The sequence below is a fragment of the Pseudomonas sp. 8O genome (assembly GCF_902506495.1).
In the GTDB taxonomy this organism is placed as follows: Bacteria; Pseudomonadota; Gammaproteobacteria; order Pseudomonadales; family Pseudomonadaceae; genus Aquipseudomonas; species Aquipseudomonas chaetocerotis.
In genome coordinates, this window is record NZ_LR733264.1 from 2,254,333 (window position 1) to 2,279,310 (window position 24,978).

Consider the following 24,978-nt stretch of genomic DNA (forward strand, 5'->3'; position numbering starts at 1 on the left):
GCTCCTGGAACAAATCGGTCAAAAGGGCAGTTGCAGGTCGGGGGCGACCTTTAGCAGCTGAACACGGAACACATCCTGGATACGCTCCAGCTCTTCCTGGGTGTCGGCTTCGAAGCGCAGCACCAGCACCGGTGTGGTGTTGGACGCACGAATCAGACCCCAACCCTTGGGATAGTCGACGCGCACGCCATCGATGCTGGTGATGTTCGCTTCGCCCCACTGGCCTTCACGCTGCAGGCGTTCGATCATGCCGAACTTGGTCTGCTCGGTGACCTTGATGTTGATTTCCGGCGTTGAAATGTCGCTGGGGAAGGCGCTGAACACCTGCTCGGCGTTGCGTTTTTCGAGGCTGAGGATTTCCAGCAGACGGGCAGCACTGTAGATGCCGTCATCGAAACCGTACCAGCGCTCCTTGAAGAAGATGTGACCGCTCATCTCGCCGGCCAGCAGGGCACCGGTTTCCTTCATTTTCTTCTTGATCAGCGAGTGGCCGGTCTTCCACATCACCGGGCGACCGCCGTAGCCGCTGATCAGCGGGGTCAGGCGACGGGTGCATTTGACGTCGAAGATGATGTCGGCGCCGGGGTTGCGCGAGACCACGTCCTTGGCAAACAGCATCAGCAGGCGATCCGGGTAGACGATATTGCCGGTGTTGGTCACCACGCCGACACGGTCTCCGTCACCGTCGAACGCCAGGCCCAGGTCGGCGTTCTCCGCTTTGACGCGGGCGATCAGATCGACCAGGTTCTCCGGTTTGCCCGGGTCCGGGTGGTGGTTGGGGAAGGTGCCGTCCACTTCGCAGAACAGCGGAATCACGCTGCAGCCCAGGGCTTCGATCAGTTGCGGGGCGATCACGCCGGCGGCGCCGTTACCGCAGTCGACCACCACGCGCAGCGGCTTGGCCATGGCGATGTCGTCACGGATGGTCTTGAAGTAGCGTTGCAGGACGTCGACCTGCTGCACGCTGCCGACGCCGCTGGCCAGGTCGTTGTTGTCCAGGCGGGTCTTCAGCGCGAGGATCTGCTCGTTGGCCAGGGTGTCGCCCGCGATGATGATCTTGAAGCCGTTGTAGTCCGGCGGGTTGTGGCTGCCGGTGAGCATGACGGCCGAGCGGCCTTCCAGCACGTTGGCGGCGAAGTACACCACAGGGGTCGGCACCATGCCGATATCGGTCACTTCGCAGCCGCAGTCGAGCAGGCCCTGTACCAGTTGTTGCAGCAGTTCCGGGCCGGAGAGGCGGCCGTCGCGGCCAACGATGACCTTGGGCTCGCCCTGGGCCAGGCTCTGCGAGCCGATGGCGCGGCCAATCCAGTAGGCGTATTCGGCGGTCAGGGTGTCGCCCACCACCCCACGGATGTCGTAGGCGCGGAAGATGTCGTCGGGAAGTTTAGGGGCGCTTTGGCGAGTGCTCATTGCGGGGTTCTGCTCCAGTCCCAGGAGATCCTGGTCTTCATCGAGAATGTCGATATCGAGGATATCGGTGTCCTGAAACAGCGGGTCGACCAGCTCGGCTGCCGGCTGAGCGGCGGGTGCCGCAGCTGTTCCTTTAACGGGGGTACTGCTGCCTTCAGGGCCACTGCGGCGCGGCAATCGCGCCAGGCTTTGGGCCAGTGCATCGAGAACCGGCATGCTGAGGCTGAAGGCTTTGACGTTCTTACCGGCGGAGAGTTCTTTGAGCATTTGCCCGAGTTGCTGGGCGTCGAGATTGACGCGCCGCTGCAGCGCGCCCTGCACCAGGATCATGCCGATCAGTGCGCCGCCCAATGCAAGCAGGAACGCGAGGCCGAGCATCGCGGGAGAAATGCTGCCTTGAGCCAGGCCGGGGCCGGGGGCGAAGCTGATCTTCCAGTAGGGGTTGCCGGTGGCGAAGGTCTGCGCAGCGGCTGCATCGCCTGCCTGACCGCGCTGTAGCAGAATCTGCGGCGGTGTGTTGGCGAACTGCTGCACCAGCTGCACCTGGCCATACTCTGGCGGTAGCGCCGGCACGGCTGCGAACAGTCGCTGCAGGTCGAAAGCCAGCAGCAGCGTACCCTGTGCCGGCTGGTTCTCACTCAGGCGCAGCGCCACGGCACTGTATGCCAGCCAGCGCTCACCCACGCGATAGGCTTCGATAGCGGGTTGCTGACCGCTTTCAGTGCGGCGCAGCATATCCAGGCCGGCGAAGTTCATCGGCGCGATGCGGGACGTGTTCTGTACCGCTTCGCCGCGGCGATTGAGATGGGCATCGATCACGCCATCCCAGTAGCCCAGGCGCCGCTCGACTTCACTGACCCGCAGGTTGTCGCCGCTTTGCAGTGCTTGCAACAGCTCCGGGTTGCGTGCTGCGGCGAGGCTGTCGGCTTGTAATTGCTTGAGCACCTGCTGCACGGCAGAGGCCTGGCTACTGCCCATGGCCTGCACCAGCTCTGTCTGGCGTGCCTGGCTGCTGCTGTTGTCGGCAAACCACAGCAGCGCGGCGCCTGCGGCCCCACCGATCAGTGCGGCCAGCAGACCGGGTAGCAGTGCGCCCTGCAAGGGGTTAGCCTTCTTGCCCTTGGGCTTGCTCGGCACCAGGCTGGCAGCCGCGTTGGCTTCCTTGGCGGTACGCTTGAAGAGTTTCACGTGGGTGCTCCTCGGCGGGTCGTCCTGTGGGGGATGAATCAGTGGCTACCGGAGTGGCCGAAGCCGCCGGCGCCACGTTGAGTCTCGTCGAACTGCTCGACCAACTCGAAGTGGGCCTGCACCACCGGTACCAGTACCAACTGGGCGATACGTTCGCCGATGGCGATGGTGAAAGGCGTCTGGCCACGGTTCCAGCACGAGACCATCAGTTCGCCCTGGTAATCCGAGTCGATCAGGCCGACCAGGTTGCCGAGCACGATGCCGTGTTTGTGGCCGAGGCCCGAGCGCGGCAGGATCATCGCGGCCAGGCCAGGGTCGCCGATGTAGATCGACAACCCCGTCGGAATCAGCACGGTCTGGCCTGGCTCGAGGACGATCTCCTCCTTGAGCATGGCGCGCAGGTCGAGGCCGGCGGAACCGGGTGTGGCGTATTGCGGCAGCGGAAATTCCTGGCCGAGGCGGGGGTCGAGGATCTTGGCTTGCAGAGCGTGCATGGTCAGTTCTTGTTCAGTCGTTCGGCGATAAGGGTGATCAATTGGCGGGCGATCTTGCCCTTGCTGGTCTGGGCGAAGCTGGTTTGCTGCAGCCCACGGTCGATCACGGTGATGGCGTTCTCTTCACTATTGAAGCCGATGCTGGGGTTGGCCACATCATTGGCGACGATCAGGTCGAGATTCTTGTCGCGCAGCTTGCGCGAGGCGTATTCGAGCAGGTTCTCGGTCTCGGCGGCGAAGCCCACGCTGAACGGGCGATCTTCGCGGCCGGCGATGGTGGCGAGGATATCCGGGTTGCGCACCATTTGCAGGAGCATCCCTTCGCCACTGCTGGGGTCTTTCTTCAATTTGTGCTGGGCTACCACTTCCGGGCGGTAGTCGGCTACTGCCGCGGCGGCAATCAGCACGTCACAAGGCATGGCCGCTTCGCAAGCGGCGAGCATGTCGCGAGCGCTGACCACGTCGATGCGGCTGACCCGGTCCGGCGTCGGCAGGTGCACCGGGCCGCTGACCAGAGTCACTCGCGCGCCAGCTTCGGCAGCGGCCTCGGCCAGGGCGAAGCCCATCTTGCCGGAGCTGTGGTTGGTGATGTAGCGCACCGGATCGATGTTTTCCTGGGTCGGGCCGGCGGTAATCAGGATGTGCAGGCCGTCCAGTGCCTGGCGCTGGAAGCAGTCTGCGGCCAGCTGGGCCAGATCATTGGCTTCGAGCATGCGACCGAGGCCGACATCGCCACAGGCCTGGCTGCCGGATGCCGGGCCGAACAGGCGCATACCGCGACTTTGCAGCAGTTCGAGGTTGGCCTGGGTGGCGGCGTCGCGCCACATGGCCTGATTCATCGCCGGAGCCAGAGCAATCGGCGCGTCGGTGGCCAGCACCAGGGTGGTGAGCAGGTCGTTGGCCACGCCCTGAGCGAGGCGCGCGATGAGGTCGGCGGTGGCCGGGGCGATGAGGATCAGATCGGCCCAGCGCGCCAGCTCGATGTGGCCCATCGCCGCTTCGGCGGCCGGGTCGAGCAGGTCGAGGTGCACGGGGTGGCCGGAAAGGGCCTGCAGGGTCAACGGGGTGATGAACTCGCGTCCGCCCTGGGTCATCACCACGCGGACTTCGGCGCCCTGATCCTTGAGTCGGCGAACCAGTTCGGCGCTCTTGTAGGCAGCAATACCGCCCCCCACGCCGACGATGATGCGTTTGCGATACAGCCGCTGCATAGGCCTGCCTTTTATAAACCGGTGGATGTGCGCCACGTGACCAACGCCTCCCCAGGCCGGCCCCGTGTAAAAAGATGGGCTACGATAGCACAGCGCCCGCAGCGGAACAGCGGGCGCCTGGCTCGACAAGGAGGTGTACATGAGCATTCGTGACTGGCCCGCGGCAGAGCGTCCGCGGGAGAAATTGCTGGAGCAGGGCGCGGCGTCGCTGACCGACGCCGAACTGTTGGCGATCTTTCTGCGTACCGGGGTGACCGGCAAGAGTGCGGTGGACCTGGCGCGTTATCTGCTGAGCGAGTTCGGCAGTCTTAGAGTCCTTCTGGAAGCCGATCTGGCTGGCTTCAGCCAGCACCTCGGCCTGGGGCCGGCCAAGTACGCCCAACTGCAGGCGGTGCTGGAGATGTCGCGGCGCCATCTGGCCGAGCGCCTGCGCCGCGATTCGGCGCTGGAAAGCCCGCAGACGGTGCGTGACTACCTCAAGGCGCAGCTGCGCCACGAACCGCATGAGGTATTCGGTTGCCTGTTTCTCGATGCCAAACATCGTGTGCTGGCCTTCGAGGTGCTGTTTCGCGGCAGCATCGACAGCGCCAGCGTTTATCCCAGGCAGGTGGTCAAACGCGCTCTGGCCAACAATGCCGCAGCCGTCATCCTCACTCATAACCACCCATCGGGTGTAGCGGAGCCCAGCCAGGCCGACCGCGTGCTGACCCAGCGTCTCAAGGATGCCCTGGCGCTGGTCGAGGTGCGCGTGCTCGATCACTTCATCATCGGTGATGGTGAGCCGCTGTCGATGGCCGAGCTCGGCTGGATGTAGGGGCGGCGCTCCTGCAGTGCGTAGGGTGGGCTTCAGCCCGCCAGGATGACGGCTTATGGTGCCATCTGCACCGAAGCGAAATTCTGCCGGCCGAACGGACTGACCTTGTAGCCCTGCACCTTGGCGCTGAGCAGGGCGAAGGCAGTGGGGTGGGCCAGCGGCAGCCACAGCGCCTGCTCCTGAATGATCTGCTGCGCCTGATGATAGAGGCGGCTGCGCTCATCCTGGTCGCTGCTGGTCTTGCCGTCCGCGATCAGCTTGTCCAGTGCTTCGTCGCAGTAGCGCGCGAAGTTCAGGCCTGACTCCACCGAGGCGCAGGCGAATTGCGGGGTGAGGAAGTTGTCCGGGTCACCGTTGTCGCCGGCCCAGCCCATGAACAGCAGGTCGTGCTCGCCGGCCTTGGCGCGGCGGATCAGCTCGCCCCATTCGATCACGCGAATTTCAGCAGCGATGCCGACCTTGGCCAGATCCGCCTGCAGCAACTGCGCGCCGAGGCTCGGGTTGGGGTTGAGCAGGCTGCCGCTGGGGCGTGTCCAGATGGTGGTTTTGAAGCCGTCAGCCAGGCCCGCTTCGGCCAACAGGGCGCGGGCTTTTTCCGGTTCGTGCGCGTAGCCGGGCAGTTCGCTGGCATAGCTCCAGGTGTTCGGTGGATAGGGGCCGCTGGCGGGCTCGGCGCTGCCTTCGAACACGGCCTTGACGTAGCTGGCCTTGTCGAACGCCAGGTTGATCGCCTGGCGCACCTGCGGTTTGTCCAGTGGTGGGTGCTGGCTGTTGATACCGACGAAGGCGGTCATGAACGCGGCGGTCTGCGCGCTTTTCAGTTTGGCGTCGCCGGCGATGGCCTGTACGTCCTGCGGTTTCGGCGACAGGGCGATCTGGCATTCGCCACGGCGCAGCTTCTGCAGGCGCACGTTGCTGTCCGGAGTGATGGCGAATATCACCCGCTCCACGCCCGGCTTGCCGGCGAAATAGTCCGGGTTGGCGCGGTAGCGCACCACGGCATCCTTCTGGAACCGCTCGAAGACGAACGGTCCGCTGCCGATGGGCGCGCTGTTGAGCTTCTGCGGTGTGCCGGCAGCCAGGAGCTTGTCGGCATATTCGGCAGAGTAGATCGAGGCGAAGCCCATGCTCAGGGTGGCGAGGAAGGTGGCATCGCGGCGGTTCAGGGTGATGCGTACGCTCTGGGCATCCGCTGCCTCGACCTTGGCGATCAGGCTTGGCCACTGCATCGACTGGGCATGTGGGTAGCCACTGGCGGCGACCTTGTGCCAGGGATGCTGGTCGTCGAGCATGCGCTGGAAGCTGAACAGCACGTCTCGGGCATCGAGCGTGCGGCTGGGCGTGAAGTCGGCGCTTTGGTGAAATTGCACGTCGTCGCGCAGAGTGAAGTCATACACCAGGCCGTCGGCGGAGATCGACCAGCTGCGCGCCAGGCTTGGCAGCAGTTTGCCCTGCTCGGCGTCGAATTCCACCAGGCGGTTCATCAGCATGTCCGCCGAGGCGTTGGTGGTGGTCAGCGAGTTGTACTGCACCACGTCGAAACCCTCGGGACTGGCTTCGGTGCACACACTGAGGGTGGTGGCCTGGGCCAGGATCGGGGTGCATAGCAGAGCGGCGAGTAGCAGGCGCATGGAGAAGTCCTCATTCCTGGCGTTGACGGCAAGCTTGCAACCCTAGTCGATTTGCCATGAGCTGAATACCTGATCGAGGCGACGAGCGGTCAAATCTTGATCAGGCCCCAACGGGCCGGCCCCCGGCGGCTCTGCTGGCTCGGGGTTGGGTTTTATCCTGCGGTTTTCCTTGTTGCCTTCAGGGCTTTCTGGTATAAAGCAGCGCTCTTTTCTAGGGGCCCGGTTCTTGCGCTATCCAGTGCGCCCGGTAAGACCCTCGAGAAACGCGGCGCCGAGCGCCAATGACATTGAGTTTAAGCGGCCAACCCATGCCGGGTTGGGCATGTGGTTTTAGAGGGCTGAGGCATGTCGAGAGTCTGTCAAGTTACCGGTAAGGGTCCGGTAACCGGGAACAACATTTCCCACGCAAACAACAAAACCCGTCGTCGTTTCCTGCCGAACCTGCAGCACCATCGCTTCTGGGTCGAGTCCGAGAAGCGCTTCGTGCGTCTGCGCGTATCTGCCAAAGGCATGCGCGTCATCGACAAGCGTGGCATCGACGTAGTGCTGGCTGAGCTGCGCGCTCGCGGCGAAAAGGTTTAAGGAGAGAGTCATGCGTGAACTGATCCGTTTGGTGTCCAGCGCCGGTACCGGCCACTTCTACACCACCGACAAGAACAAGCGCACCACCCCTGACAAGATCGAAATCAAGAAATTCGATCCGGTCGTACGCAAGCACGTGATGTACAAGGAAGCCAAGATCAAGTAATTGATCGGCTGCCTGCAAAGAAGCCCGCCCTGATCGGCGGGCTTTTTTTTGCCCGTGTTTCCCCCTCGGACTCGCGCCTGCGCGGCTCATTTGTGCGGGGCGGTTGGCGCGGCTATTGGTCGCGCATTTTTTTGCGCAACTCGCTCACCTGCGACTTACGTCACACAACACCTCGGTTTAGACTGCGCCGTTGCCGTGGAACTGACTCATCCATCAGCTTTTTGGTGGATGTGGGTACATGGGGTTCGGGCATCCTCCGTTCGTCATTCGCCCAGAGGCTCGCATGACCGCTTCAGCTCATTGTGTGGAAGTCCTGATTGCCGAGGCGGATCCCTGGACGTCCAACCTGTTGCAGCAACTGGTGCTCGACGTGTGTGGTGATGCCCGTGTGCTGCAGGTCAGCGATGGCCAGGCGGCTCTGGCGCGTTGCAAGCGGCGCTTGCCTGATCTGGTGATCGCCGATGGCGAGTTGCCCGGGCTCGACGGCCTGGAACTGCTGCGCCAGTTGCGTCGTCACCCGCGTACACCGGCGCTGCCGTTCGTGCTCATCAGTGGTCGCCTCGATGCCAGTAGCGTACGCGCCGCGCGGCCGCTGGCGCCCAGTGCCTATCTGGCCAAGCCCTTCAATGCCGAAAGCCTGCGTCAGCGTCTGCGCACGTTGTTGCCGGCGCCTGCGGCGGCAGTGGCGGTGCGTCAGCCGCTGTTGCTCAGCGAGCTGCATGACTATCTCGATACGGTGCGCGAAGAGGGGCAGGGCGCGCCGCTGCTCAGCGATGTACGCAATGCCGTGAGTCAGGGATTGCAGGCCGGCGAGCAGGACCTGGGCGAGCTGGAGGCGGTGTTCGGTAGCGACCCGCAGATCACCGCGCTGCTGATTGCTGCCGCCAGCACCGCCGCGCAGCATCAGGGTGTGCCTTGTCATACCCTGACGCAGGCGCTGCATCGCCTAGGTGTGGCGCGCACGCTGAATCTGGTGCTGGGCCTGGCGTTACAGCGCAATGCACAGTTGCGCGACCCGCGCCTGGCAGAATTGGCTGCGCATACCTGGCAGCAGGCGCGACGCAGCGCCGAGCTGGCGCGCTGGCTGGCGCTCGAACTGAAGCTGGACGCCGAGCTCTGCTACACCGCCGGTCTGCTGCACAATCTGGGCGAACTGGCCCTGCTGCGCAGCCTGCAGGACTGGCAGGAAGCGGGTGGTGAACTGAGTAATGAGCAGATCGACGATGCGATGCTGTGCCGCTCGGCGAGCTTCGGTTCGGCCTTGCGTATCCGCTGGCGATTGCCGTTCGGCCTGCGAGAGCTGATCGCAGCACTCTACGGCCTGGGCAGCGGCGTGTTCTCGCGTGAGGCGCTGGTGCTCAACCTCACCGGTCTGTTGCTGGCCCTGCCGAACAACGAGCTACCAGCCAGCCTGGTCGAAGCGCGCTGCGTGCGCATGTTGCGTTTGGATCTGGCGCTGCTCGAGCGCGTGCCGGTGGCGCTCTATCAGGCTTCCTGAGTGTCGTGGCGCCGCGCGTCGTCGGCCAGTAGTCGCAAGGGCTGCGGGCGTCCAACGAAGTAGCCCTGGGCGTAGTCGATGCCCAGGCGGCGCAGGCAGTCCAGGCTGGCCTGGGTCTCGACGAATTCGGCGACGGTGAGCAGGCCCAATTGTCCGGCAATCTGCCGCATCGAGCCGACCATGGCCTGGTTGATCGGGTCGTTCTCGATACCGCTGATGAAGCTGCCGTCGATCTTGAGGATATCCAGCGGCAAGTGACGCAGATAAGCGTAGGAGGCGAAGCCGCTGCCGAAATCGTCCAGGGCGACTTTCAGCCCCTTGCTGCGTAGCTCCTCGATCCACTGGGCGGAGACGCCCAACTCACCGAGGGCGACCATTTCCGTCACTTCGATGCAGAATTTTCCGGGCGGCAGGCCGTGGTGCTGCAGTTCGTCCTGCAGCAAACGGTGGAAGTCGGAATCGAGCAGAGAGTTGGCGCTGAGGTTGACGTTGACCTGAGCCAGTTGTGCCAGGTGCCGTGGGTTGGCGGCCAGCCAGGCGCACAGATGCTGGACGACCCAGCGGTCGATGGCGCCGAGAAAGTCATAGCGCGCCGCTGCATCGAGAAACTGCGCCGGGCTGATCCACTCGCCGCTCTGCGGATCGCGGTAGCGCAACAGCACTTCGTAGTGCAGGCCGGCGGTGGCACTCTGCAGCGCTTGTACGGGTTGGAAGAACAGCTCGAAATGACCGCGTTCGCAGGCTTCACGCAGGCGGGTAATCCACTGCAACTGGCGTTGATGTTCGAGCAGCGCGCCGTCTTCCGGGTTGAACTGGCACACGCGGTTGCGGCCCTGGTGCTTGGCCAGTTGGCTGGCGCTGCTGGCCCAGGTCAGTGCGGTCTCCCAGTCGCGCACGCCAGAACCGAGGGCGAGCAGGCCGATGCTGGTGTGGAGACGGAAGGGGCGCCCCTGCCACGTGAAGACGAACTGTTCGACCGCCCGGCGCAAGGCCTCGGCCTGCTTGAGGGCGGCCTCGTCATCGACCTCGCGCAGCAGTACGGCGAACTCGTCACCACCGACGCGGGCCAGCTCGGCATGGCGCGGCAACTGGTGCGCGAGCTGGGTTGCCAATTGCCTGAGCAACTGGTCACCGGCGGAGTGGCCACACAGGTCGTTGACCTGCTTGAAGCGGTCCAGGCTCAGGTGCAGCAGATGGCTGAAGCGGCGCTTGGCGGTACCGCCCAGGGTTTCCGAGAGCAGCCTTTCCAGCTCGCGGCGGTTGAGCAGGCCGGTCAGCGCGTCATGTGCAGCCAGCTGTTGCAGGCGTTCCTCGAGCGCGCGGCGTTCGCTGAGGTCGACCACTATGCCTTCGATGCGGTCTCGCTGAGGGCGCAGGTGCAGCGACAGGTAGACCCAGAGTGGGCGCTGTTTCAGGTCGTACAGCTGGCATTCGCAGGCGACCGTGCCGGCCTGGGTGTCGAGTTGCTGCTGCAGCTCGCGCCACTGGGTTTCGCCGAGCAGTCGCTGTAGCGGCAACCCGACCAGTTGGACGGCCGGTGTATCGCTGCCGAGCAGGCGCGCCAGGCTCGGGTTGGCTTCCAGCAGTCTGCCGTCGTGGTCACAGCGGAAGATGCCCTCGCCGCTGTGGCGAAACAGTGCCTGGTACTGCTCCAGGTTGTCGATGGCCTGCGCCTGGCTGCTCAGCAGCACGCGGCGCACGCGCTCCAGCTGCTTGTCGAGCAGGGCACCGAACAGCAGCATGCTCAGCGCCGGCAGGTAGGCGTAAAGCGCGTAGAAACCGGCGGGCAGCGGAATCAGTCCGGCGCGGCTCAGCGGCACCAGCAGCATCAGCACCAGTGCGGCGCTCCAGCACAGCATGTAGCCGGGCGCGTAGGGGCGGCGCTGATAGACGCCGAGGATCATCAGCAGCAACTGATACAGCCCGGTGGCCAGCGTCAGCAGGTTGAGTGTCTGGTAGGCGTGGGGATGGTCGACGAGGACGCCGCCGACACTGACCAGCAAGGTGGCCGCGAACAGGACATTGCGCAGCCAGCGCAGGCGTCCGAGTTGCAGGCCCAGGGCGCTGGCGATGAACAGCGAGCTGAAGATCATCATCCCGGCAGTGGGTAGATTGACCAGCAATTTGGGCAACAGCGCCCACTGTGGCCAGAGCAGGCCGGCAATGTTGTACAGGCTGATGTTGTACAGCGCCACGCACAGCGAGGTGAGGCTGAAGTAGGCCAGCTGCGCTTCGCGCAGGGTGCTGTACTTGACCAGATAGAACAGTGCGAGGGCGAGCAGGGCGCCGATCAGCAGGCCGCTCTGCAGCCAACTGTGGGCGATCAGTTGTTGGCCCTGTTCGGCGCCGACCACCTGCAATGGCAGGTTGATCGCCGAATGACTCTGTACGCGCAGCAGCAGGCTGTATGGGCCTTCGCCCAGGCGCGGCAGGTTGAGCAAAAACTGTGGATAGGGCTCGCCACGTTCGGCGAATGGACGTTTTGCGCCGCTGTACAGCGGGCCGAGTGACTGCTCGCCATCGAACAGCCAGACCTCCAGATCATCGAGGAAGGTCTGGCCGATGATCAGTTGCAGGCGTTCGGCTGGCGGCGTCTGCAGTTGCACGGCGAGCCACCAGGCGCTGCGTGTATAGCCGATGCGAGCGGTACCGTGAACCTGGCGGCCCTCTTGCGCGATGCGCTGCAGCACCTCGCTGGCGCTCAGCTGGCCGCTGGGGTCTTCCAGCAGGAGGCTGTGCTCAATGCTCACCGGCGTGGCCAGATCGGCTGCGCTGAGCTTGAGCAGCGGCAACGCACTGGTCGCCCAGGCCGGCGCGACGCAGGCCAGGCAAAGCAGCAATATCAGTGAGCGAAGCGGTCGAAGCATCCTGGGCGCCTCATGGCTACTACGAGGGCGCCGAAGTCCGGTGGACGCTGTCGGGTCTGAGGAGCTGTCGGGCGCAGAGCCATTCTAGCCGACTACTGGCGCGATGATTGCGCTGCGAGTCTCATCCGTCGGGATGGCGTGACGATTGACTGCGCCGCCTCTCCAGTCTGGGTCAGGCAGTCTGCGTGCGCTCTTCGCCCGCCTTCTGGCGGCGCGTCCAGCGATTGGCACGGGCGAAAGTGCCGAAGTCGTTGAAGCGTACACCCATCTCGCGCATCACGCGGTGGGCGAAAGGCACGGTCAGTTGGCGAATGTAGAAAGGCTCCTTGACCACGAAATGGTGGATCGCATGACTGCTGCCGAAGTTGAAGCAGAACGCCTGCAGTGGCCATAGCCACCAGGGGTTGAGCACCTGGGTCTGCTGGATCACGTTGCCCGGCTCGACATCGCCGTAGTAGTGCATGTTGGAACTGACGAAGTGCAGACAGAAGGTGCGCAGCACGTTGGGCCCGACCAGCACCACCACGGCAATGTTCACCACTTCCATCACCCTCAGCGTGCTGGCCGGCCAGGCGATGGGGGCGCCGAGCGCGGCGCTGGCCCAGTCCAGCAGATGGAAGCCGAGGAACAGGTACCAGGTCGCCCAGTTGAGCAACCCCAGCGGCGCGTAGACCTTCAGCGTGCGGGTGAGGATCAGCCGGCGGTGCTCGGGGTTCTTCGCCCGCAACCAGCGAATCAACGAACTCATCATGTTGTCGCCGACCATCAGCAGGCGAGCGATGCCCCAGGGCTCGCCGTTGGTGATGGCGCGCTCCTCCATGTCGGCTTCGCTGCCGGACACCTTGTGGTGGTTCAGGTGCAGGTGGCGGCGCACCCAGGGGTTGATGGTACTTGGCCGCGCCAGCCAGACCAGCGCCAGCATCAGGTTGTGCGGCAGCGGCCGCTTGCGGAAATACATCGAGTGAATCAGGTCGTGCTCCAGCTCGTGAGTCAGCGAGGCGAAGAAGGCGTTGAGCAGCAGACACGCCCACCAGGCCAGGTAGCCACCGATGTACAACGCTGCCGAGCCGAGCATGCCGAGCAGGGCGAAGGCCAGGATGCCGGCACCGAGTGCGTCCTGATGTTGCAGGATCGGGTAGCGTTGGCGCAGGGCATTGCCGTGGGCCATCACCTGTTCACGGATACAAGCGGCGCGTTGCTGGTCATTAAGGCTTGCGGGAGAGGGCGACATGCCGACATCCTCTTGTTATTGGGTTGTGACTTCACTGTGCCGTGACGGTCGTCAGAGTGCCCGACCGAGCACGCCAACCTGCCTACCGGATACGCCAATCTGCATGACTGCCGAAGCCACCACACTGGCCAGCTGGACCCGCGCTCTGCGCAAGCAGCTCGATGCCCTCGGGCTGGATAGCGCTGCGCTGTGCCGTGCCGCCGGCCTCGACCCGACAGTGCTCGACGACCCCAACGCGCGCTGCCCGCTGTCGGTCACCACGCGCCTGTGGCAGTTGGCGGTGGCCGCCAGTGGTGATCCGGCGCTGGGTCTGAAGACTTCGCAGTTCGTCAGCCCGACCACCTTCCACGCGCTGGGCTACGCGTTGATCGCCAGCAGCAGCCTGCGCGAGATGTTCGAACGCATCGTGCGCTATCACCGGGTGGTCAGCGATGCGCTGCAGCTGGAGTTGCGCGAGCTGGAAGACGTCTACGAATTTCGTTTTCGCGTACCGCCAGGCAGCCCGGCACCGGCACCCGAAGCGCTGGATGCCTTCGCTGCGATCTACGTGCGCAGCTGTCGCAATCGCCTGAACCGGGAGTTCTCGCCGCTGCTGGTGCAATTGCAGCGCCCGCAGCCAGCCGACCCGACGCCCTGGCAGGCGGTATTTCGCGCGCCGCTGCAGTTCGATGCCGCCGAAAGCCTGCTGCGCTTTCCCCGCGCCGCATTCGAACAACGGCTGGACGACGGCAACCCGGAACTGGCCGAACACAACGAGACAGTGCTCAGACGCAGCCTGGAGCAACTGCAGGCAGCCAGCTGCAGCGAGCGGGTGCGCAATTGCCTGGAGCTGCAGCTGCCTGATGGCGAGCCCTCCGCCGAGCGTATCGCCCAGGCTCTGCACCTGAGCCTGCGCAGCCTGCAGCGGCACCTGGCCGAGGAGGGCACCCGCTACGAGGCGCTGCTCGGCGAGACGCGCCACGCCCTGGCGTTGCGGCACATGCGCGACCCGCGCTGTTCGATCAGTGAAATTGCCTATCTGCTCGGCTTCAGCGATAGCAGCAGCTTCGCCCGAGCCTTCAAACGCTGGACCGGGCAGACGCCGAGCCAGTACCGCGACGGATGCAACAACGTATGACCCAGTACGACCTGATCCTGGCCGGGGCCGGCCACGCCCATCTTGGTGTGTTGCGCCGCTGGGCGCTGGTGGAGCGTCCGCCAGGCCGTATCGGCTTGCTCAGCCCTGGCCCGGAAGCCTGGTACGCCGGCATGTTGCCAGGGCTGATCAGCGGCCGTTTCAGCCCGGCAGACTGCCGTGTGGAGCTGCAGCCGTTGTGCCGTGCGGCCAAGGTCGAGCTGATCGAGGGCGAGATCGCCTCGCTCGATGCCGATGCGCGCATCATGCAACTCGCGGATGGCCGTAGCCTGCAGAGCGAGTGGCTGTCGCTCAATGTCGGTGCCGGTATGGCCATTCCACCCCAACAGGGCGAAGGGATGCAGGTGTTGGCCGCCAGGCCCATCGAACGGATGCTCGAAGGCTGGCAGCAATGGCAGGCCGAGCCACGACGCATGGCGATTCTCGGTGGTGGAGCCGGAGGTGTGGAGCTGGCCCTGGCGCTGGCCGACAAGGTACCGGCGTTGGCGCTGTTCTGTGGCGGAACCTTGCTCGATGGGCTGGGGCCGGGGCTAAGGCTGCGCGCACTGGGCCATCTGCGTCAGCGTGGTGTGCAGGTGCGTGAGCATTGCCCGATCGGCCGTATCGAGGATGACTGGCTGCTCAGCGGTGACGAGCCGGTATGGCGCGGGCGGCGCCTGCTGCTGGCCAGCGGTGCGCGTCCCTGGCCATGGCTGACGTCGAGCCAACTGGCCACCGACGCGGCCGGATTCATCGCCATTCGCCCGACCCTGCAGTGCGAGTCCCACGCGCAGATCTTTGCCGTCGGTGACAGCGCCAGCCTCGACGGCATGCGCCGCAGCGGGCGTTTTGCCGTGCGTCAGGCTCCGGTACTCAGCGCCAATTTGCAGGCCGCGCTGCAGGGGCGTCCGCTGCGCCAGTATCGGCCGCAATGGCAGAGCCTGGCCCTGCTCGCCACTGGCGATGGCGGTGCGCTGCTCGGTTGGCACGACTGGAGTGCGGGCGGGCAGCTGTACGGGCACTGCAAGGACTGGCTGGACCGGCGCTTCGTCAAACGCCATCGCATGGTGGGGTAGCAGGCGTCTGAAAAGCCCGGGTTACGACTGCATGGGGGCGGGAGGCCAAAGCCGAGGTGGTTTTTCAACCGCCTGCTAATGCCACTGAGTTAAGTGTCGATACAGCGAGTGTGTAGGCGCTGCGCCCTGGTGCGGGGGAAGCCTTGTTGAGCCTGCCGGGACACTGCCTAAATTCATGGCAGGTTGCTACCAAAGTTTTATGGTGCTGGTGCTTCCAAGCTGCTCGAATCCCGGTCATCGTGCCCGGCCTGCATACACATAATTTTTCGTCGGGCCTGTCGTACACGTAACCTGCTGCCCAGGTTGCGTGGGATATTCAAGGAGAGACCCGCCGTGACCCCGTCCGCCTACAGCGCCTCGCCGCGCACCAGAACAAGAACTCTGAGGTCGGTCATGCAAGCTGCCTTTGTCCGTTCACCCGTTGCCTGTCTCCTCCATGCCCTGGGGTTGGCTGCATTGATGCTGGTCTACCAGCAGGTGCAGCTACCGTCCTATGTCAGCGTGTTGTCTTTCCTGCTGCTGGCGCTGTGGCCCTGGCTGGGACCATGGCAGCGTCGCGACGATGCTTCGCCCGCCGCGCAGCAGGTCGCCAGCACTGACTTCGTCGAGCTCAGCCGCGGGCTATCGCGCCACACCTGCCACAACGCGCTGTCCGCAGCCAAGGTGGCCCATGCGGTCAAGCATCTGGCCGGTCGCCTGCAATCGCAGCTGACGGCGGTGCAGCAGGTCAGCCAGGCCGCCGAGGCCATCACGCACACCGAGCAGGACAGCGCCGCCCGCGCCGAGCAGACCCTGGCCGCGGCCCGGCATGTGCGCGATGCCAGCGCCAACGGTCAGGCCGAGCTCAACCAGGCCATCGCGCGCATGCAGCAACTCAGTGCGCAGACCCTGGCCAGCCGTGAGCTTATCGATGGTCTCGGTAGCCGTACCGAACAGATCGAGCAGGTCACCCAGGTGATCCATTCCATCGCCAGCCAGACCAATCTGCTGGCGCTCAACGCGGCCATCGAGGCCGCCCGCGCCGGTGAGATGGGGCGTGGTTTTGCCGTGGTCGCCGACGAGGTGCGCAACCTTGCCGCGCGTACCGCCAGCGCCACCGAAGAAGTCAGCCAGATGGTCGCCGACATCCGCCAGCAGAGCGCTGCGGTGGTCGCTCATATCCAGCGTCAGAGCGTCGAGCTGGAACAGGCTGCGCAGCAGATAGAGACAGCCGGCAGCCGCCTGCACGGCATCGCCGACCAGGCCGAGGAGGTCGAGCAGCAGGTGGCGCAGATCAGCGCCGGCACGGCGGACAATCACCAGCGCCTGGCCAGCCTGTCGGCTGCTGCACTGCAATTGCAGGACGACGTGCAAGGCAGCGAAGGGCAGACGCGGCAACTGGCAGACGCAGCCGAACAGTTGGTAGGCCAGGCCGAAACGGTCAGCGAGCAACTCGCCGAGGTGGGTCTGGATGATTACCATCAGCGTGCCTATGACCTGGCCCGTGAAGGCGCCGCTGCCATCGCGGCGCAGTTCGAGCAGGACCTGCAGGCCGGACGCATCGGCCTCGACGATCTGTTCGACCGTCGCTACCAACCGATTGCCGGCACCCAGCCGCAGAAGTACCGCACGCGCTTCGATCAGTATGCCGACCAGGTGCTGCCGGCGCTGCAGGAGCCGCTGCTCAAGCGCCATGAAGGGCTGGTGTTCGCCATTTCCACCACCCCGGAAGGCTATGTGCCGACCCATAACGCCGCATTCAACCACCCGCCGAGCGGCGATCCGGCAGTCGACGCCACCCGCAGCCGTGGCAAGCGCCTGTTCAACGACCGCACCGGCATCCGCTGCGGTAGCCACAGGCAGGCACTGCTACTGCAGACCTACATGCGTGATACCGGCGAGCTGATGCACGACCTGTCGGTGCCGATCATGGTGCAGGGCAAGCATTGGGGCGGTTTGCGTCTGGGCTATCGGCCGGAGCCTTAATGGCGCGCGGCGCTATTTGTCTTACGGGTAACGGTGGTTTGAAGGCTGGTGCGCTGCGCGCACCGTCTTTACCTCGGATGCGGGGGCCCTGGTGCGCACGGCGCACCCTACGGGGCGGTGTGGGTGAAACGATGGGATTGTTTAGCTGACTCATAACCAAGCGTATGAAAAACCCGATTTAACGCACGTCAAACCCTGTGCGACGCTGCCAAGCCATGATCTTCCCGGCCTGCCAAGTCCATGTTCCGCTGTACCGCGCTCCTGCGCGGCGGCGCTTGTTGGAGCGGCTCAACCCGCTGCTGACCATCATCCTCGCCTTCTGGGCGCTGTGGCACTGCCGCCACGCTCGCCCGCCGGACGCCGTCCCCACCCGCTGAATATCGATGGCTGCGCCATGCCCGCAGCCGCTGCTATCACCTTGTCTGCCTGTGCAACCTGTTCAAGAATCGAACGGGCCGTGCAGACACCGAGCGCCCAACTGGCGCAAGCGAGTGCGATATGACGACTTTCGCTGCTGTGCAGGAAGCCCAGGATTTCCTGGCCAGCAATCCCGATATCGAGCTGATCGAGCTGTTCATCCTCGACGCCAATGGCGTGCCGCGCGGCAAGCTGCTGCACCGCGAGGAGCTGCTGGCGCTGTACCAGAGCGGCCGACCGTTGCCGAGCACCATGCTCGGGCTGTCCATCCAGGGCGAGGATGTCGAGGATTCCGGTCTGGTCTGGGAGGTGGGCGATATCGACTGCCGCGCCTATCCGCTGCCCGGCAGCCTGGTGCGCCTGCCCTGGCGACAGATGCCCACCGCCGCCGTGCAGGTGTCGATGCACCCGACCGAAGGTCTGCCGGCCACGCCGGCCGATCCACGCCAACTGCTGATCCGGGTGATCGAGCAGCTCGAAGCCGAGGGGTATTACCCGGTGATGGCCTGCGAACTGGAGTTCTACCTGCTCGACCAGAAACGTGATGCCCAGGGCCGACCGCAGCCGGCGCTGGATGCCGACGGCGGCCGCCCACGGCAGACCCAGGTCTACGGCCTGCGCGAGCTGGAACAGATCGAACCCTTCCTGCGTGATCTCTATGCCGCGTGCAAGGCGCAGGGCATTCCCGCGCGCACGGCGATTTCCGAGTACGCCCCCGGCCAAGTGGAAATCACCCTGGAACATGGCCCGGTGCTGGCGGCTATGGATCAAGCGGTGCGCTACAAGCGCCTGGTCAAGGGCGTGGCGCACCGCCATGGGATGCAGGCCTGCTTCATGGCCAAGCCCTTCGATGATCTGGCCGGTACCGGCATGCACATGCATGTCAGCCTGGCCGATGCACAGGGCACCAACCTGTTCGCCAGCATCGATCCCGCCGGCACGCCGCTGCTGCGCCAGGCCGTCGGCGGCATGCTCGCCAGTCTGCTCGACTCGTTGCTGCTGTTCTGCCCCAACGCCAATTCCTACCGGCGTTTTCAGGCCAACAGCTACGCACCGCTGGCACCGACCTGGGGCGTGGACAACCGCACCGTCAGCCTGCGCGTGCCCGGCGGCCCGGCAAACACCCGGCATGTCGAGCACCGTATCTGCGGCGCCGACGCCAACCCCTATCTCGCTGCGGCGGCGATTCTCGCCGGGATTCACCGTGGCATTGCTGATCGCCTCGACCCCGGCGCGCCGGTGGAAGGCAATGGCTATGCCCAGGCCAAGACCCTGTTGCCGACCGAGTGGCTGGCTTCGATCCAGGCACTGGAGCGCTCCAGCTGGGCGCGCGATGCCTTTGGCGCGGACTTTCTCAAGGTCTTTCTCGCGGTCAAGCGTGCCGAGTATCGCCAGTTCATGGGCGAGGTCGGTGAGCAGGACTGGCGCTGGTATTTGAGTAATGCCTGACTAAACAGCATCGCGGCTGAAGCCGCTCCTACGGGTTAAGCATGGTAGGAGCGGCTTCAGCCGCGATCCAAGATTCATCGGTGCGAACGCACCTCAAGGACATGCAATGAACGCGATCAACCAAGCTGTCAAACCCGCCGCCGAGCGCGCGCCTTCCTACTACTCGGCCTCGCTCAATTTCGAGACCGACTACCCGACGCTGCAGGGCAGCGTGACCGTTGACGTGGCCATCATCGGTGGCGGTTTCACCGGCATCGCCACGGCAGTCGAGCTGGCCGAGCGTGGCCTCAAGGTGGCCGTGGTGGAAACCAACAAGGTCGGTTGGGGCGCCAGTGGGCGCAACGGCGGTCAGGTCACCGGCAGCCTCTCTGGCGACGAGGCCATGCGCAAGCAGATGCGCAACACGCTGGGCGATGAGGTGGACGACTTCATCTGGCACCTGCGCTGGCGCGGTCACGAGATCATCAAGAACCGCGTGACCAAATACGGCATCGACTGCGACCTCAAACACGGCCATCTGCATACCGCGATGAAAGCCAGCCATATGGACGAGCTCAAGGCGACCTACGACGAGGCGTTGCGCCGTGGCATGGGCGAGGATGTCACCCTGCTCGACGCCGCCGGTGTACGTTCCCAGCTCAGCAGCGATCTGTATTGCGGCGCCCTGAAGAACACCCGCAACATGCACCTGCACCCGCTCAACCTGTGCATCGGCGAGGCCAAGGCCGCCGAGAGCCTCGGCGCGCTGATCTTCGAACATTCCGAGGTGCTGGATATCGTCCACGGCCCGCGTCCGGCAGTGGTCACCACGGGCGGACGCATCGAGGCCAAGCAGGTACTGCTGGCCGGCGACGTCTATCACAAGCTCGAACGGCGCACGCTCAAGGGCCTGATCTTCCCGGCCATGGGCGGCATCGTTACTACCGCGCCGCTGGGCGAGCTGGCCAAGGAAATCAACCCGCAGGACCTGGCGGTGTACGACTGCCGCTTCGTGCTCGACTACTACCGCATGACCGCCGATGGCCGCTTGTTGTTCGGCGGTGGTTGCAACTACTCCGGACGTGATTCGCGCGATATCGCCGGCGAGCTGCGTCCGTGCATCGAGAGCACCTTCCCGCAACTCAAGGGCGTGCAGATCGACTACCAGTGGAGCTGCGCCATGGGCATCGTGATGAACCGCATCCCGCAGCTGGGCAAGCTCTCGTCCAACGTCTGGTACTGCCAGGGCTACTCCGGCCACGGTATCGCCACCACCCACATCATGGGCGAGATCATGGCCAAGGCGATCACTGGCGATCTGGAGCAATACGACACCTTTGCCGCCTGCAAGCACATCAAGGTGCCGCTGGGCGACCAGCTCGGCAATCCGATGCTGGCGGCGGGCATGTGGTACTACCAGATGCTCGAGAAGCTGCGCTGACAGAGGGAGTATGTCAGTACGTGGCCTGGGGCGAGTGTAGCGATACGTGGGATATGGCCGATGGGTATCGCTGCACTCAATCCATCTTGAGGCGCTACGGAGCAGCTTTGCTCCGCCGAGGCGTAACGGCTGCCGACGGCCGCTCCTCGCGCTCGTTGGTGAATGTCACTGGCCGTGAACCGTCGGCGTTGAGCTGGAGGATGCGCTTGGGTCGGCCCTGTTCGTCGAAGAACACCTGGCCGAGGCCTGCGCTGTTCCACAGGCGTTCGCCCGAGCGGCTGCGGTCGGGGATCAGTGGGGTGACGCGCATACGGCGGCGCTTGGTCAGCCAGTTGAGCGGCGACCAGGGCGCGTAGAGCCAGCGATTGAGGCGGTCGAACCAGTCCAGCAGGTCAGCTGGAAATTCGTTCTTGATGCCACTGCTGGTGATCTGCCAGATGGTCGGGCTGGCGCGGTGATGACGGATGTTCACGCGGTAGACGAAGGAGTAATGCACATCGCCGGAGAGGATGACGAAATCCCCCGGCGTACGCGAATGGCGGAAGATGTTCATCATCACGCTGGCCGCGCCGCGGTGGGCCATCCAGTTTTCTGCGTCGACCATCAGAGGGTGGCCGGCGAGGGTGAACAGTTTCTGAATGCCCTCGATCAGCTTCACGCCGAACATCGGTGCCGGCGAGACGATGATGCAGCTGGGGTGATCGAGCAGCGCCTGCTGGAAGTCGCACAGCGCTTCCCAGTCCATCAGCCCCGAGGGTTTCGACAGGTGCCCTTCACTGCGCCAGCGGCGCGTGCGGGTATCCAGCACCAGTAGCGCCGGCGTGGTCGGCAGCACGTAGTGCCACTGTTCGAAAGCCTGTAACTGGTCGATCAGCGCGTCCTGCGTCTTGGACTGCAAGTGATTGTCCTGGCGCTGCTGCAGCAGTTCGGCAAAGGCCTGCAGCGGCTCATCGAATACGTCCGGGTTGTTGCCCCAGCCCTGGCACAACAGATAGGCGAGCAGGGCGTTGCCGATGATCCGCTTGGAGAACGGATGACCGTAAGCGGTCTGCTCCCAGCGCGCGGAGAGGTTCCAGTCATCGGTGACATCGTGGTCGTCGAAGATCATCAGCGTCGGCAGGTGGGCGAACACCCGCGCAGCCTGGCCGAGGGTCTGGCGGAAGGCCTCGATGCGTTCGCGCTCGCGGGTGTAACGCTGCTGCTGTTCCTCGTCCAGCGGCGGCTGCTCTTCGCTGATCAGCGTCCAGGGCAGCGGCGACCAGACCAGCAGGTACATGGCGATCATCTCGGCGAAGGTCACCAGATGATTGTCGGCACTGCTGCTGGTGAAGACCGGCTTCTCCACGCCGCCAAAGAACTTGTCGCGCAGGGTCTGGTTGCTCTTCACCGCTGGCAGCAGGTTGGCGCGTTGGTAGTAGCCGACCGGGTTGGCGTAGAGCGCCTGGCTGTCCTCGACCACGGCACCGTCGAGAAACTCGTCGAACAGGCCGAGGCGGGCGATCAACTGGTGGATGGCGCACAGCATTGGGCCGGCGACATCGTCGACATAGACCTGATCACCGCTCATCAGCAACAGCGCCGGGCGCTGCTTGGCTTCGGGCTGACTTGCCAGCAGGCGGTCGGCGCAGAGCAGGCCGTCATCAGCCGCATGGTGCGGCTTGCGGCAGGAGCCGTGGAGCAGGTGGTCGACACGTGAGCGCAGGACGAAATCGGCATGCTCGACGCCGTCGTAAAGCAGGTGCGGCGCCCAATCGCGCATGCCTTGCGGAGCATCGTCGTCGAGGATCTGCAGGTTATAGGCGATGCGTATATCTTGCGGCAGCACCTGCGTAAGGGGCAGGTCGATCAGGTGTAGCACGGCGTGCTGGCCCAGCGGCAGTTGCTGGCAGTGTTCGTCCAGCGCATGCGTCTGCTGCGCCTGACCCTCGGGTTGCAGCCACAGTTGCAGGCTCAGTTCACGGCTGGCCACCAGCCACAGCACCAGGCGGCCGGGCTCCAGGCGGCGCAGCAGCGGGCCGGCGAGCACATCAGGCAGCGGAGCGGGGGCATTGTCTGGCATCGGTGCGGTACTTCCTGCAAGAAAAACGACAGGGGTTGGACAGTGGCAGGACGCCAGCGGTTCAGGAGGCCAGCTGGCGCAGACGTTCGAAATCGAGAATTTCGATCTCGCCATAGGTGAGCTGCACCACGCCCTGCGCCTGCAACTCCTTGAGGATCTGGTTGGTGGTCTGGCGTGACAGCGAGAGCATCAGCGCCAGCTGTTCCTGGGCCAGGTGCAGAATCCGGCGCGGTTCGCTTTCACCGTAGTTCTCAGCGATCAGCAGCAGCCGTCGGGCCAGGCGCGGCGCGGCGGGTAGCAGGCTCATGTCTTCCAGGGTGAGGAAGGCCAGGCGCAGCTTGTGGCTCATCAGCAGGGCGAAGTCGCGCCAGTACTGCGGCTCGCGTTCGAGCAGCGCGAGCAGGTCGTGCTGGGGCAGCAGCAGCAGGGTGCTGGCGCTTTCGGCGAAGGCATCGTGGGTGCGCGGCAGGCCATCGAACAGGGAAATTTCGCCGAACCAGTAGGGCGGCTCGACCAGGGTCAGCAATGCCTCCTTGCCGTTTTCGCTGACCGCACCGATGCGCACTGCACCTTCGACTACCGCATACAGGCCGCTGGGTTTTTCGCCACGGCGAAACAGCCGCTGGCCGGCATCCAGGCGTTGCACCTGGGCCATTTCCAACAGGCTCTGGCTTAGCGCTGTGGGCAATGCGGCGAACCAGTGACCCTGGTTCAGCTGGCTGAAGTAATGACGGGGATCGGGCATTGCGGCTCCTGTGAGGTTGCGCGGCGGTGCGGCCATCCCTGCCATTGTCGGCTAGCCGACAGTGCGACTAGCCAAGGTGGGGGGATCATGTACGGGCCCGTTTCACACCTGAGGACGATAATAATGAAAACCCTCGTCGATCACCTGGCGCAATATGCCGCCTACCATCGCGACCGGCGCAATATCGCCAGCCACTTCCTCGGCATCCCGATGATCGTGCTGGCCGTCGCCGTGCTGCTGTCGCGGCCAGGTTTCCATCTCGCCGGCCTGTGGCTGGCGCCTGCCACGCTGGTGGCGCTGGCGTCGGCGTGGTTCTACCTGCGTCTGGACACCCGTTTCGGCCTGCTTATGGCCGTGCTACTGGGGCTGTGCCTGTGGGCCGGTGCCAGCCTGGCGGTCGCTTCCACTGCCCTGTGGCTGACGGCAGGCATTGGCCTGTTCGTGGTCGGCTGGGTCATCCAGTTCATCGGTCATTACTACGAAGGACGCAAGCCGGCCTTCGTCGATGACGTCATGGGACTGGTGATCGGCCCGCTGTTCGTGGTCGCTGAACTGGCTTTCCTGCTCGGCCTGCGCAAGGAAGTCGAACATGCCGTGGTGGAGATCGCCGGCCCGACCTGCATCCGCGAGAAGAAGGTGCTGGCCTGAGCCGGTCAGTTAAACGTAGGCCGGAACGCATGTAGGAGCCAGCTTGCTGGCGATCCGGCGAGGTGATGATCATCAGCCCTGCTGACGAAGAGCATCGCCAGCAAGCCGGCTCCTACGATTGCTTCGTACGGTCGCGGGGCTAGAACATCTCCATCCACTGCGCCGTCATCGAGCGTGCGTGACGATCCACGGTAATGGGCGCGAAGGGACGGCCGGAGACGCTCTGCAGGGTGTTGCTCTGGCTGTTCATGTCGGCCAGCGCGGCACGCAGGTAACTCCAGCGCGTCTGCAGCTTGGTCACCTGCGGGTCGGATTGATCCTCGATTGCCTGCAGCTCGCTGTCGATGGCGGGCAGCAGCAGGCGTTCGTCCTGACCGAGGTAGGTGCCGGGTTGCTCGCGGGCGATCTCGAAGGTGCCCAGGTAGGAGCGGCTGAGGTATTGCACACAGAGGTACTCGACCTTTGCCGCCAGCTCGCTCTGGCCTTCGGCGCCCGGTAGTGCGCGAGCCGCGCCGAGGAAGTCGCGCAGGGCGCGGCTGAGGTCTTCGGGAAAGCGCCAGGGTACGTTCTCGTCACCGGGGCCATAGGAAACACCGTTGCGCAATTGGGTAACGAGGGCCTGATGGGCGCTGGTGAGTGCGGCGCTGCCCTGTGGCAGGCTCTGCATGGCGCCGGCCAGCGCGGCGAGGTCGGCTTCCAGGCGCTGCTGATGGGTCTTCTGGAAACCTTCGCCACGTAACAGCATCAGGCTGCTGGTGGCGCGGCTGGCGTGTACCTGAATCTGTTCCTGCGGGCTGACGGCCTCGGCGAAGGCCACTGGCGAGAGCCCGACGAAGAGTCCGAGCGACCAGAGAAAAGCATGACGCAACAGTGCTTTACAGCGCATCCGGGGTGCTCCTTGTTATTGTTTTGAGCAGGTATGCATTGGCAGCGTCAACGACGCAGCGCCAAGACTACTGCGCCAAGCGTCGCGGAGCATGACCCGAAAGA

At 64.7% G+C, this 24,978-nt stretch carries 20 protein-coding genes; 11 read left to right on the plus strand and 9 right to left on the minus strand.

Going from position 1 to position 24,978, the window contains the following annotated elements; translation table 11 throughout:
* Nucleotides 1–18: 18 nt before the first annotated feature.
* The 3 genes from algC to coaBC all read right to left on the minus strand — a co-directional run bounded on the left by algC (nt 19) and on the right by coaBC (nt 4,306).
* Complete coding sequence (gene algC / locus GV002_RS24205) at nt 19–1,413, minus strand: phosphomannomutase/phosphoglucomutase (RefSeq protein ID WP_218580343.1); 1,395 nt, start codon at nt 1,411–1,413, stop codon at nt 19–21.
* A 1,226-nt stretch (nt 1,414–2,639) separates the two neighbouring features.
* Nucleotides 2,640–3,095, minus strand: a complete 456-nt coding sequence (dut, locus tag GV002_RS13215; RefSeq protein ID WP_074682220.1) for a dUTP diphosphatase — start codon at nt 3,093–3,095, stop codon at nt 2,640–2,642.
* A gap of 2 nt (nt 3,096–3,097) precedes the next feature.
* Nucleotides 3,098–4,306: a bifunctional phosphopantothenoylcysteine decarboxylase/phosphopantothenate--cysteine ligase CoaBC gene (gene coaBC / locus GV002_RS13220; RefSeq protein ID WP_017676056.1), complete on the minus strand. Its 1,209-nt coding sequence runs from the start codon at nt 4,304–4,306 to the stop codon at nt 3,098–3,100.
* Between the two features lie 139 nt (nt 4,307–4,445).
* On the opposite strand from coaBC, the gene radC reads away from it, so the two are divergent.
* Nucleotides 4,446–5,120: a RadC family protein gene (radC, locus tag GV002_RS13225; protein WP_160018793.1), complete on the plus strand. Its 675-nt coding sequence runs from the start codon at nt 4,446–4,448 to the stop codon at nt 5,118–5,120.
* Between the two features lie 53 nt (nt 5,121–5,173).
* Here the strand turns inward: radC and GV002_RS13230 are convergent, their stop codons facing one another.
* Entirely contained in the window at nt 5,174–6,751 is a 1,578-nt protein-coding gene (locus GV002_RS13230) for an ABC transporter substrate-binding protein (protein ID WP_160018794.1), read from the minus strand.
* A 345-nt stretch (nt 6,752–7,096) separates the two neighbouring features.
* Between GV002_RS13230 and rpmB the strand changes: the two genes are divergently transcribed.
* The 3 genes from rpmB (at nt 7,097) to GV002_RS13245 (ending at nt 8,997) form a co-directional block, all read left to right on the plus strand.
* Nucleotides 7,097–7,333 (plus strand): 50S ribosomal protein L28, encoded by a 237-nt coding sequence (rpmB, locus tag GV002_RS13235; protein ID WP_003242523.1) that lies wholly within the window; start codon nt 7,097–7,099, stop codon nt 7,331–7,333.
* Nucleotides 7,334–7,343: 10 nt separating this feature from the next.
* A complete protein-coding gene (gene rpmG / locus GV002_RS13240; protein WP_003464575.1) occupies nt 7,344–7,499 on the plus strand; it encodes a 50S ribosomal protein L33 in 156 nt (51 codons plus the stop codon).
* A gap of 283 nt (nt 7,500–7,782) precedes the next feature.
* Entirely contained in the window at nt 7,783–8,997 is a 1,215-nt protein-coding gene (locus tag GV002_RS13245; protein ID WP_160018795.1) for an HDOD domain-containing protein, read from the plus strand.
* Here the strand turns inward: GV002_RS13245 and GV002_RS13250 are convergent.
* Together GV002_RS13250 and GV002_RS13255 are read right to left on the minus strand one after the other, a co-directional pair.
* A complete protein-coding gene (locus tag GV002_RS13250) occupies nt 8,985–11,864 on the minus strand; it encodes an EAL domain-containing protein (protein ID WP_160018796.1) in 2,880 nt (959 codons plus the stop codon). The genes GV002_RS13245 and GV002_RS13250 overlap by 13 nt on opposite strands.
* 172 nt (nt 11,865–12,036) lie before the next feature.
* On the minus strand, nt 12,037–13,095 hold the full coding sequence (locus GV002_RS13255) for a fatty acid desaturase (protein WP_160018797.1): 1,059 nt from the start codon (nt 13,093–13,095) through the stop codon (nt 12,037–12,039).
* A gap of 103 nt (nt 13,096–13,198) precedes the next feature.
* Between GV002_RS13255 and GV002_RS13260 the strand changes: the two genes are divergently transcribed.
* The 6 genes from GV002_RS13260 (at nt 13,199) to GV002_RS13285 (ending at nt 20,536) form a co-directional block, all read left to right on the plus strand.
* Nucleotides 13,199–14,212, plus strand: coding sequence for an AraC family transcriptional regulator (locus tag GV002_RS13260; RefSeq protein ID WP_160018798.1), 1,014 nt, complete (start codon nt 13,199–13,201; stop codon nt 14,210–14,212).
* Nucleotides 14,209–15,285 carry an FAD-dependent oxidoreductase gene (locus tag GV002_RS13265; RefSeq protein WP_160018799.1) on the plus strand — a complete coding sequence of 359 codons (1,077 nt, stop codon included), beginning with the start codon at nt 14,209–14,211 and terminating at the stop codon, nt 15,283–15,285. The genes GV002_RS13260 and GV002_RS13265 overlap by 4 nt, the downstream gene beginning before the upstream one ends.
* A gap of 459 nt (nt 15,286–15,744) precedes the next feature.
* Entirely contained in the window at nt 15,745–17,250 is a 1,506-nt protein-coding gene (locus tag GV002_RS13270; protein WP_160018935.1) for a methyl-accepting chemotaxis protein, read from the plus strand.
* A gap of 197 nt (nt 17,251–17,447) precedes the next feature.
* Nucleotides 17,448–17,627 (plus strand): hypothetical protein, encoded by a 180-nt coding sequence (locus GV002_RS13275; RefSeq protein WP_160018800.1) that lies wholly within the window; start codon nt 17,448–17,450, stop codon nt 17,625–17,627.
* A 121-nt stretch (nt 17,628–17,748) separates the two neighbouring features.
* Complete coding sequence (locus GV002_RS13280) at nt 17,749–19,116, plus strand: glutamine synthetase family protein (RefSeq protein WP_160018801.1); 1,368 nt, start codon at nt 17,749–17,751, stop codon at nt 19,114–19,116.
* A 106-nt stretch (nt 19,117–19,222) separates the two neighbouring features.
* Nucleotides 19,223–20,536 (plus strand): NAD(P)/FAD-dependent oxidoreductase, encoded by a 1,314-nt coding sequence (locus GV002_RS13285; protein ID WP_160018802.1) that lies wholly within the window; start codon nt 19,223–19,225, stop codon nt 20,534–20,536.
* A gap of 94 nt (nt 20,537–20,630) precedes the next feature.
* Here the strand turns inward: GV002_RS13285 and GV002_RS13290 are convergent, their stop codons facing one another.
* A complete protein-coding gene (locus tag GV002_RS13290; RefSeq protein ID WP_160018803.1) occupies nt 20,631–22,595 on the minus strand; it encodes an alkaline phosphatase family protein in 1,965 nt (654 codons plus the stop codon).
* 61 nt (nt 22,596–22,656) lie between these two features.
* Nucleotides 22,657–23,340 (minus strand): Crp/Fnr family transcriptional regulator, encoded by a 684-nt coding sequence (locus GV002_RS13295; RefSeq protein WP_160018804.1) that lies wholly within the window; start codon nt 23,338–23,340, stop codon nt 22,657–22,659.
* A gap of 123 nt (nt 23,341–23,463) precedes the next feature.
* Here GV002_RS13295 and GV002_RS13300 point away from each other — a divergent pair, with 123 nt between their 5' ends.
* Nucleotides 23,464–23,988 carry a DUF962 domain-containing protein gene (locus GV002_RS13300; RefSeq protein WP_160018805.1) on the plus strand — a complete coding sequence of 175 codons (525 nt, stop codon included), beginning with the start codon at nt 23,464–23,466 and terminating at the stop codon, nt 23,986–23,988.
* A gap of 139 nt (nt 23,989–24,127) precedes the next feature.
* Here the strand turns inward: GV002_RS13300 and GV002_RS13305 are convergent, their stop codons facing one another.
* Nucleotides 24,128–24,874 (minus strand): hypothetical protein, encoded by a 747-nt coding sequence (locus GV002_RS13305; protein ID WP_160018806.1) that lies wholly within the window; start codon nt 24,872–24,874, stop codon nt 24,128–24,130.
* Between the last annotated feature and the right edge of the window lie 104 nt (nt 24,875–24,978).

Coding starts and splice junctions, on each gene's coding strand:
- GV002_RS13285 (WP_160018802.1), top strand. CDS start 19,223: ATGAACGCGATCAACCAAGCTGTCAAACCCGCCGCCGAGCGCGCGCCT.
- algC (WP_218580343.1), bottom strand. CDS start 1,413: ATGAGCACTCGCCAAAGCGCCCCTAAACTTCCCGACGACATCTTCCGC.
- rpmB (WP_003242523.1), top strand. CDS start 7,097: ATGTCGAGAGTCTGTCAAGTTACCGGTAAGGGTCCGGTAACCGGGAAC.
- GV002_RS13270 (WP_160018935.1), top strand. CDS start 15,745: ATGCTGGTCTACCAGCAGGTGCAGCTACCGTCCTATGTCAGCGTGTTG.
- GV002_RS13280 (WP_160018801.1), top strand. CDS start 17,749: ATGACGACTTTCGCTGCTGTGCAGGAAGCCCAGGATTTCCTGGCCAGC.
- dut (WP_074682220.1), bottom strand. CDS start 3,095: ATGCACGCTCTGCAAGCCAAGATCCTCGACCCCCGCCTCGGCCAGGAA.
- GV002_RS13265 (WP_160018799.1), top strand. CDS start 14,209: ATGACCCAGTACGACCTGATCCTGGCCGGGGCCGGCCACGCCCATCTT.
- GV002_RS13245 (WP_160018795.1), top strand. CDS start 7,783: ATGACCGCTTCAGCTCATTGTGTGGAAGTCCTGATTGCCGAGGCGGAT.
- GV002_RS13230 (WP_160018794.1), bottom strand. CDS start 6,751: ATGCGCCTGCTACTCGCCGCTCTGCTATGCACCCCGATCCTGGCCCAG.
- coaBC (WP_017676056.1), bottom strand. CDS start 4,306: ATGCAGCGGCTGTATCGCAAACGCATCATCGTCGGCGTGGGGGGCGGT.
- GV002_RS13255 (WP_160018797.1), bottom strand. CDS start 13,095: ATGTCGCCCTCTCCCGCAAGCCTTAATGACCAGCAACGCGCCGCTTGT.
- GV002_RS13300 (WP_160018805.1), top strand. CDS start 23,464: ATGAAAACCCTCGTCGATCACCTGGCGCAATATGCCGCCTACCATCGC.
- GV002_RS13305 (WP_160018806.1), bottom strand. CDS start 24,874: ATGCGCTGTAAAGCACTGTTGCGTCATGCTTTTCTCTGGTCGCTCGGA.
- GV002_RS13290 (WP_160018803.1), bottom strand. CDS start 22,595: ATGCCAGACAATGCCCCCGCTCCGCTGCCTGATGTGCTCGCCGGCCCG.
- rpmG (WP_003464575.1), top strand. CDS start 7,344: ATGCGTGAACTGATCCGTTTGGTGTCCAGCGCCGGTACCGGCCACTTC.
- GV002_RS13260 (WP_160018798.1), top strand. CDS start 13,199: ATGACTGCCGAAGCCACCACACTGGCCAGCTGGACCCGCGCTCTGCGC.
- GV002_RS13250 (WP_160018796.1), bottom strand. CDS start 11,864: ATGCTTCGACCGCTTCGCTCACTGATATTGCTGCTTTGCCTGGCCTGC.
- GV002_RS13295 (WP_160018804.1), bottom strand. CDS start 23,340: ATGCCCGATCCCCGTCATTACTTCAGCCAGCTGAACCAGGGTCACTGG.
- radC (WP_160018793.1), top strand. CDS start 4,446: ATGAGCATTCGTGACTGGCCCGCGGCAGAGCGTCCGCGGGAGAAATTG.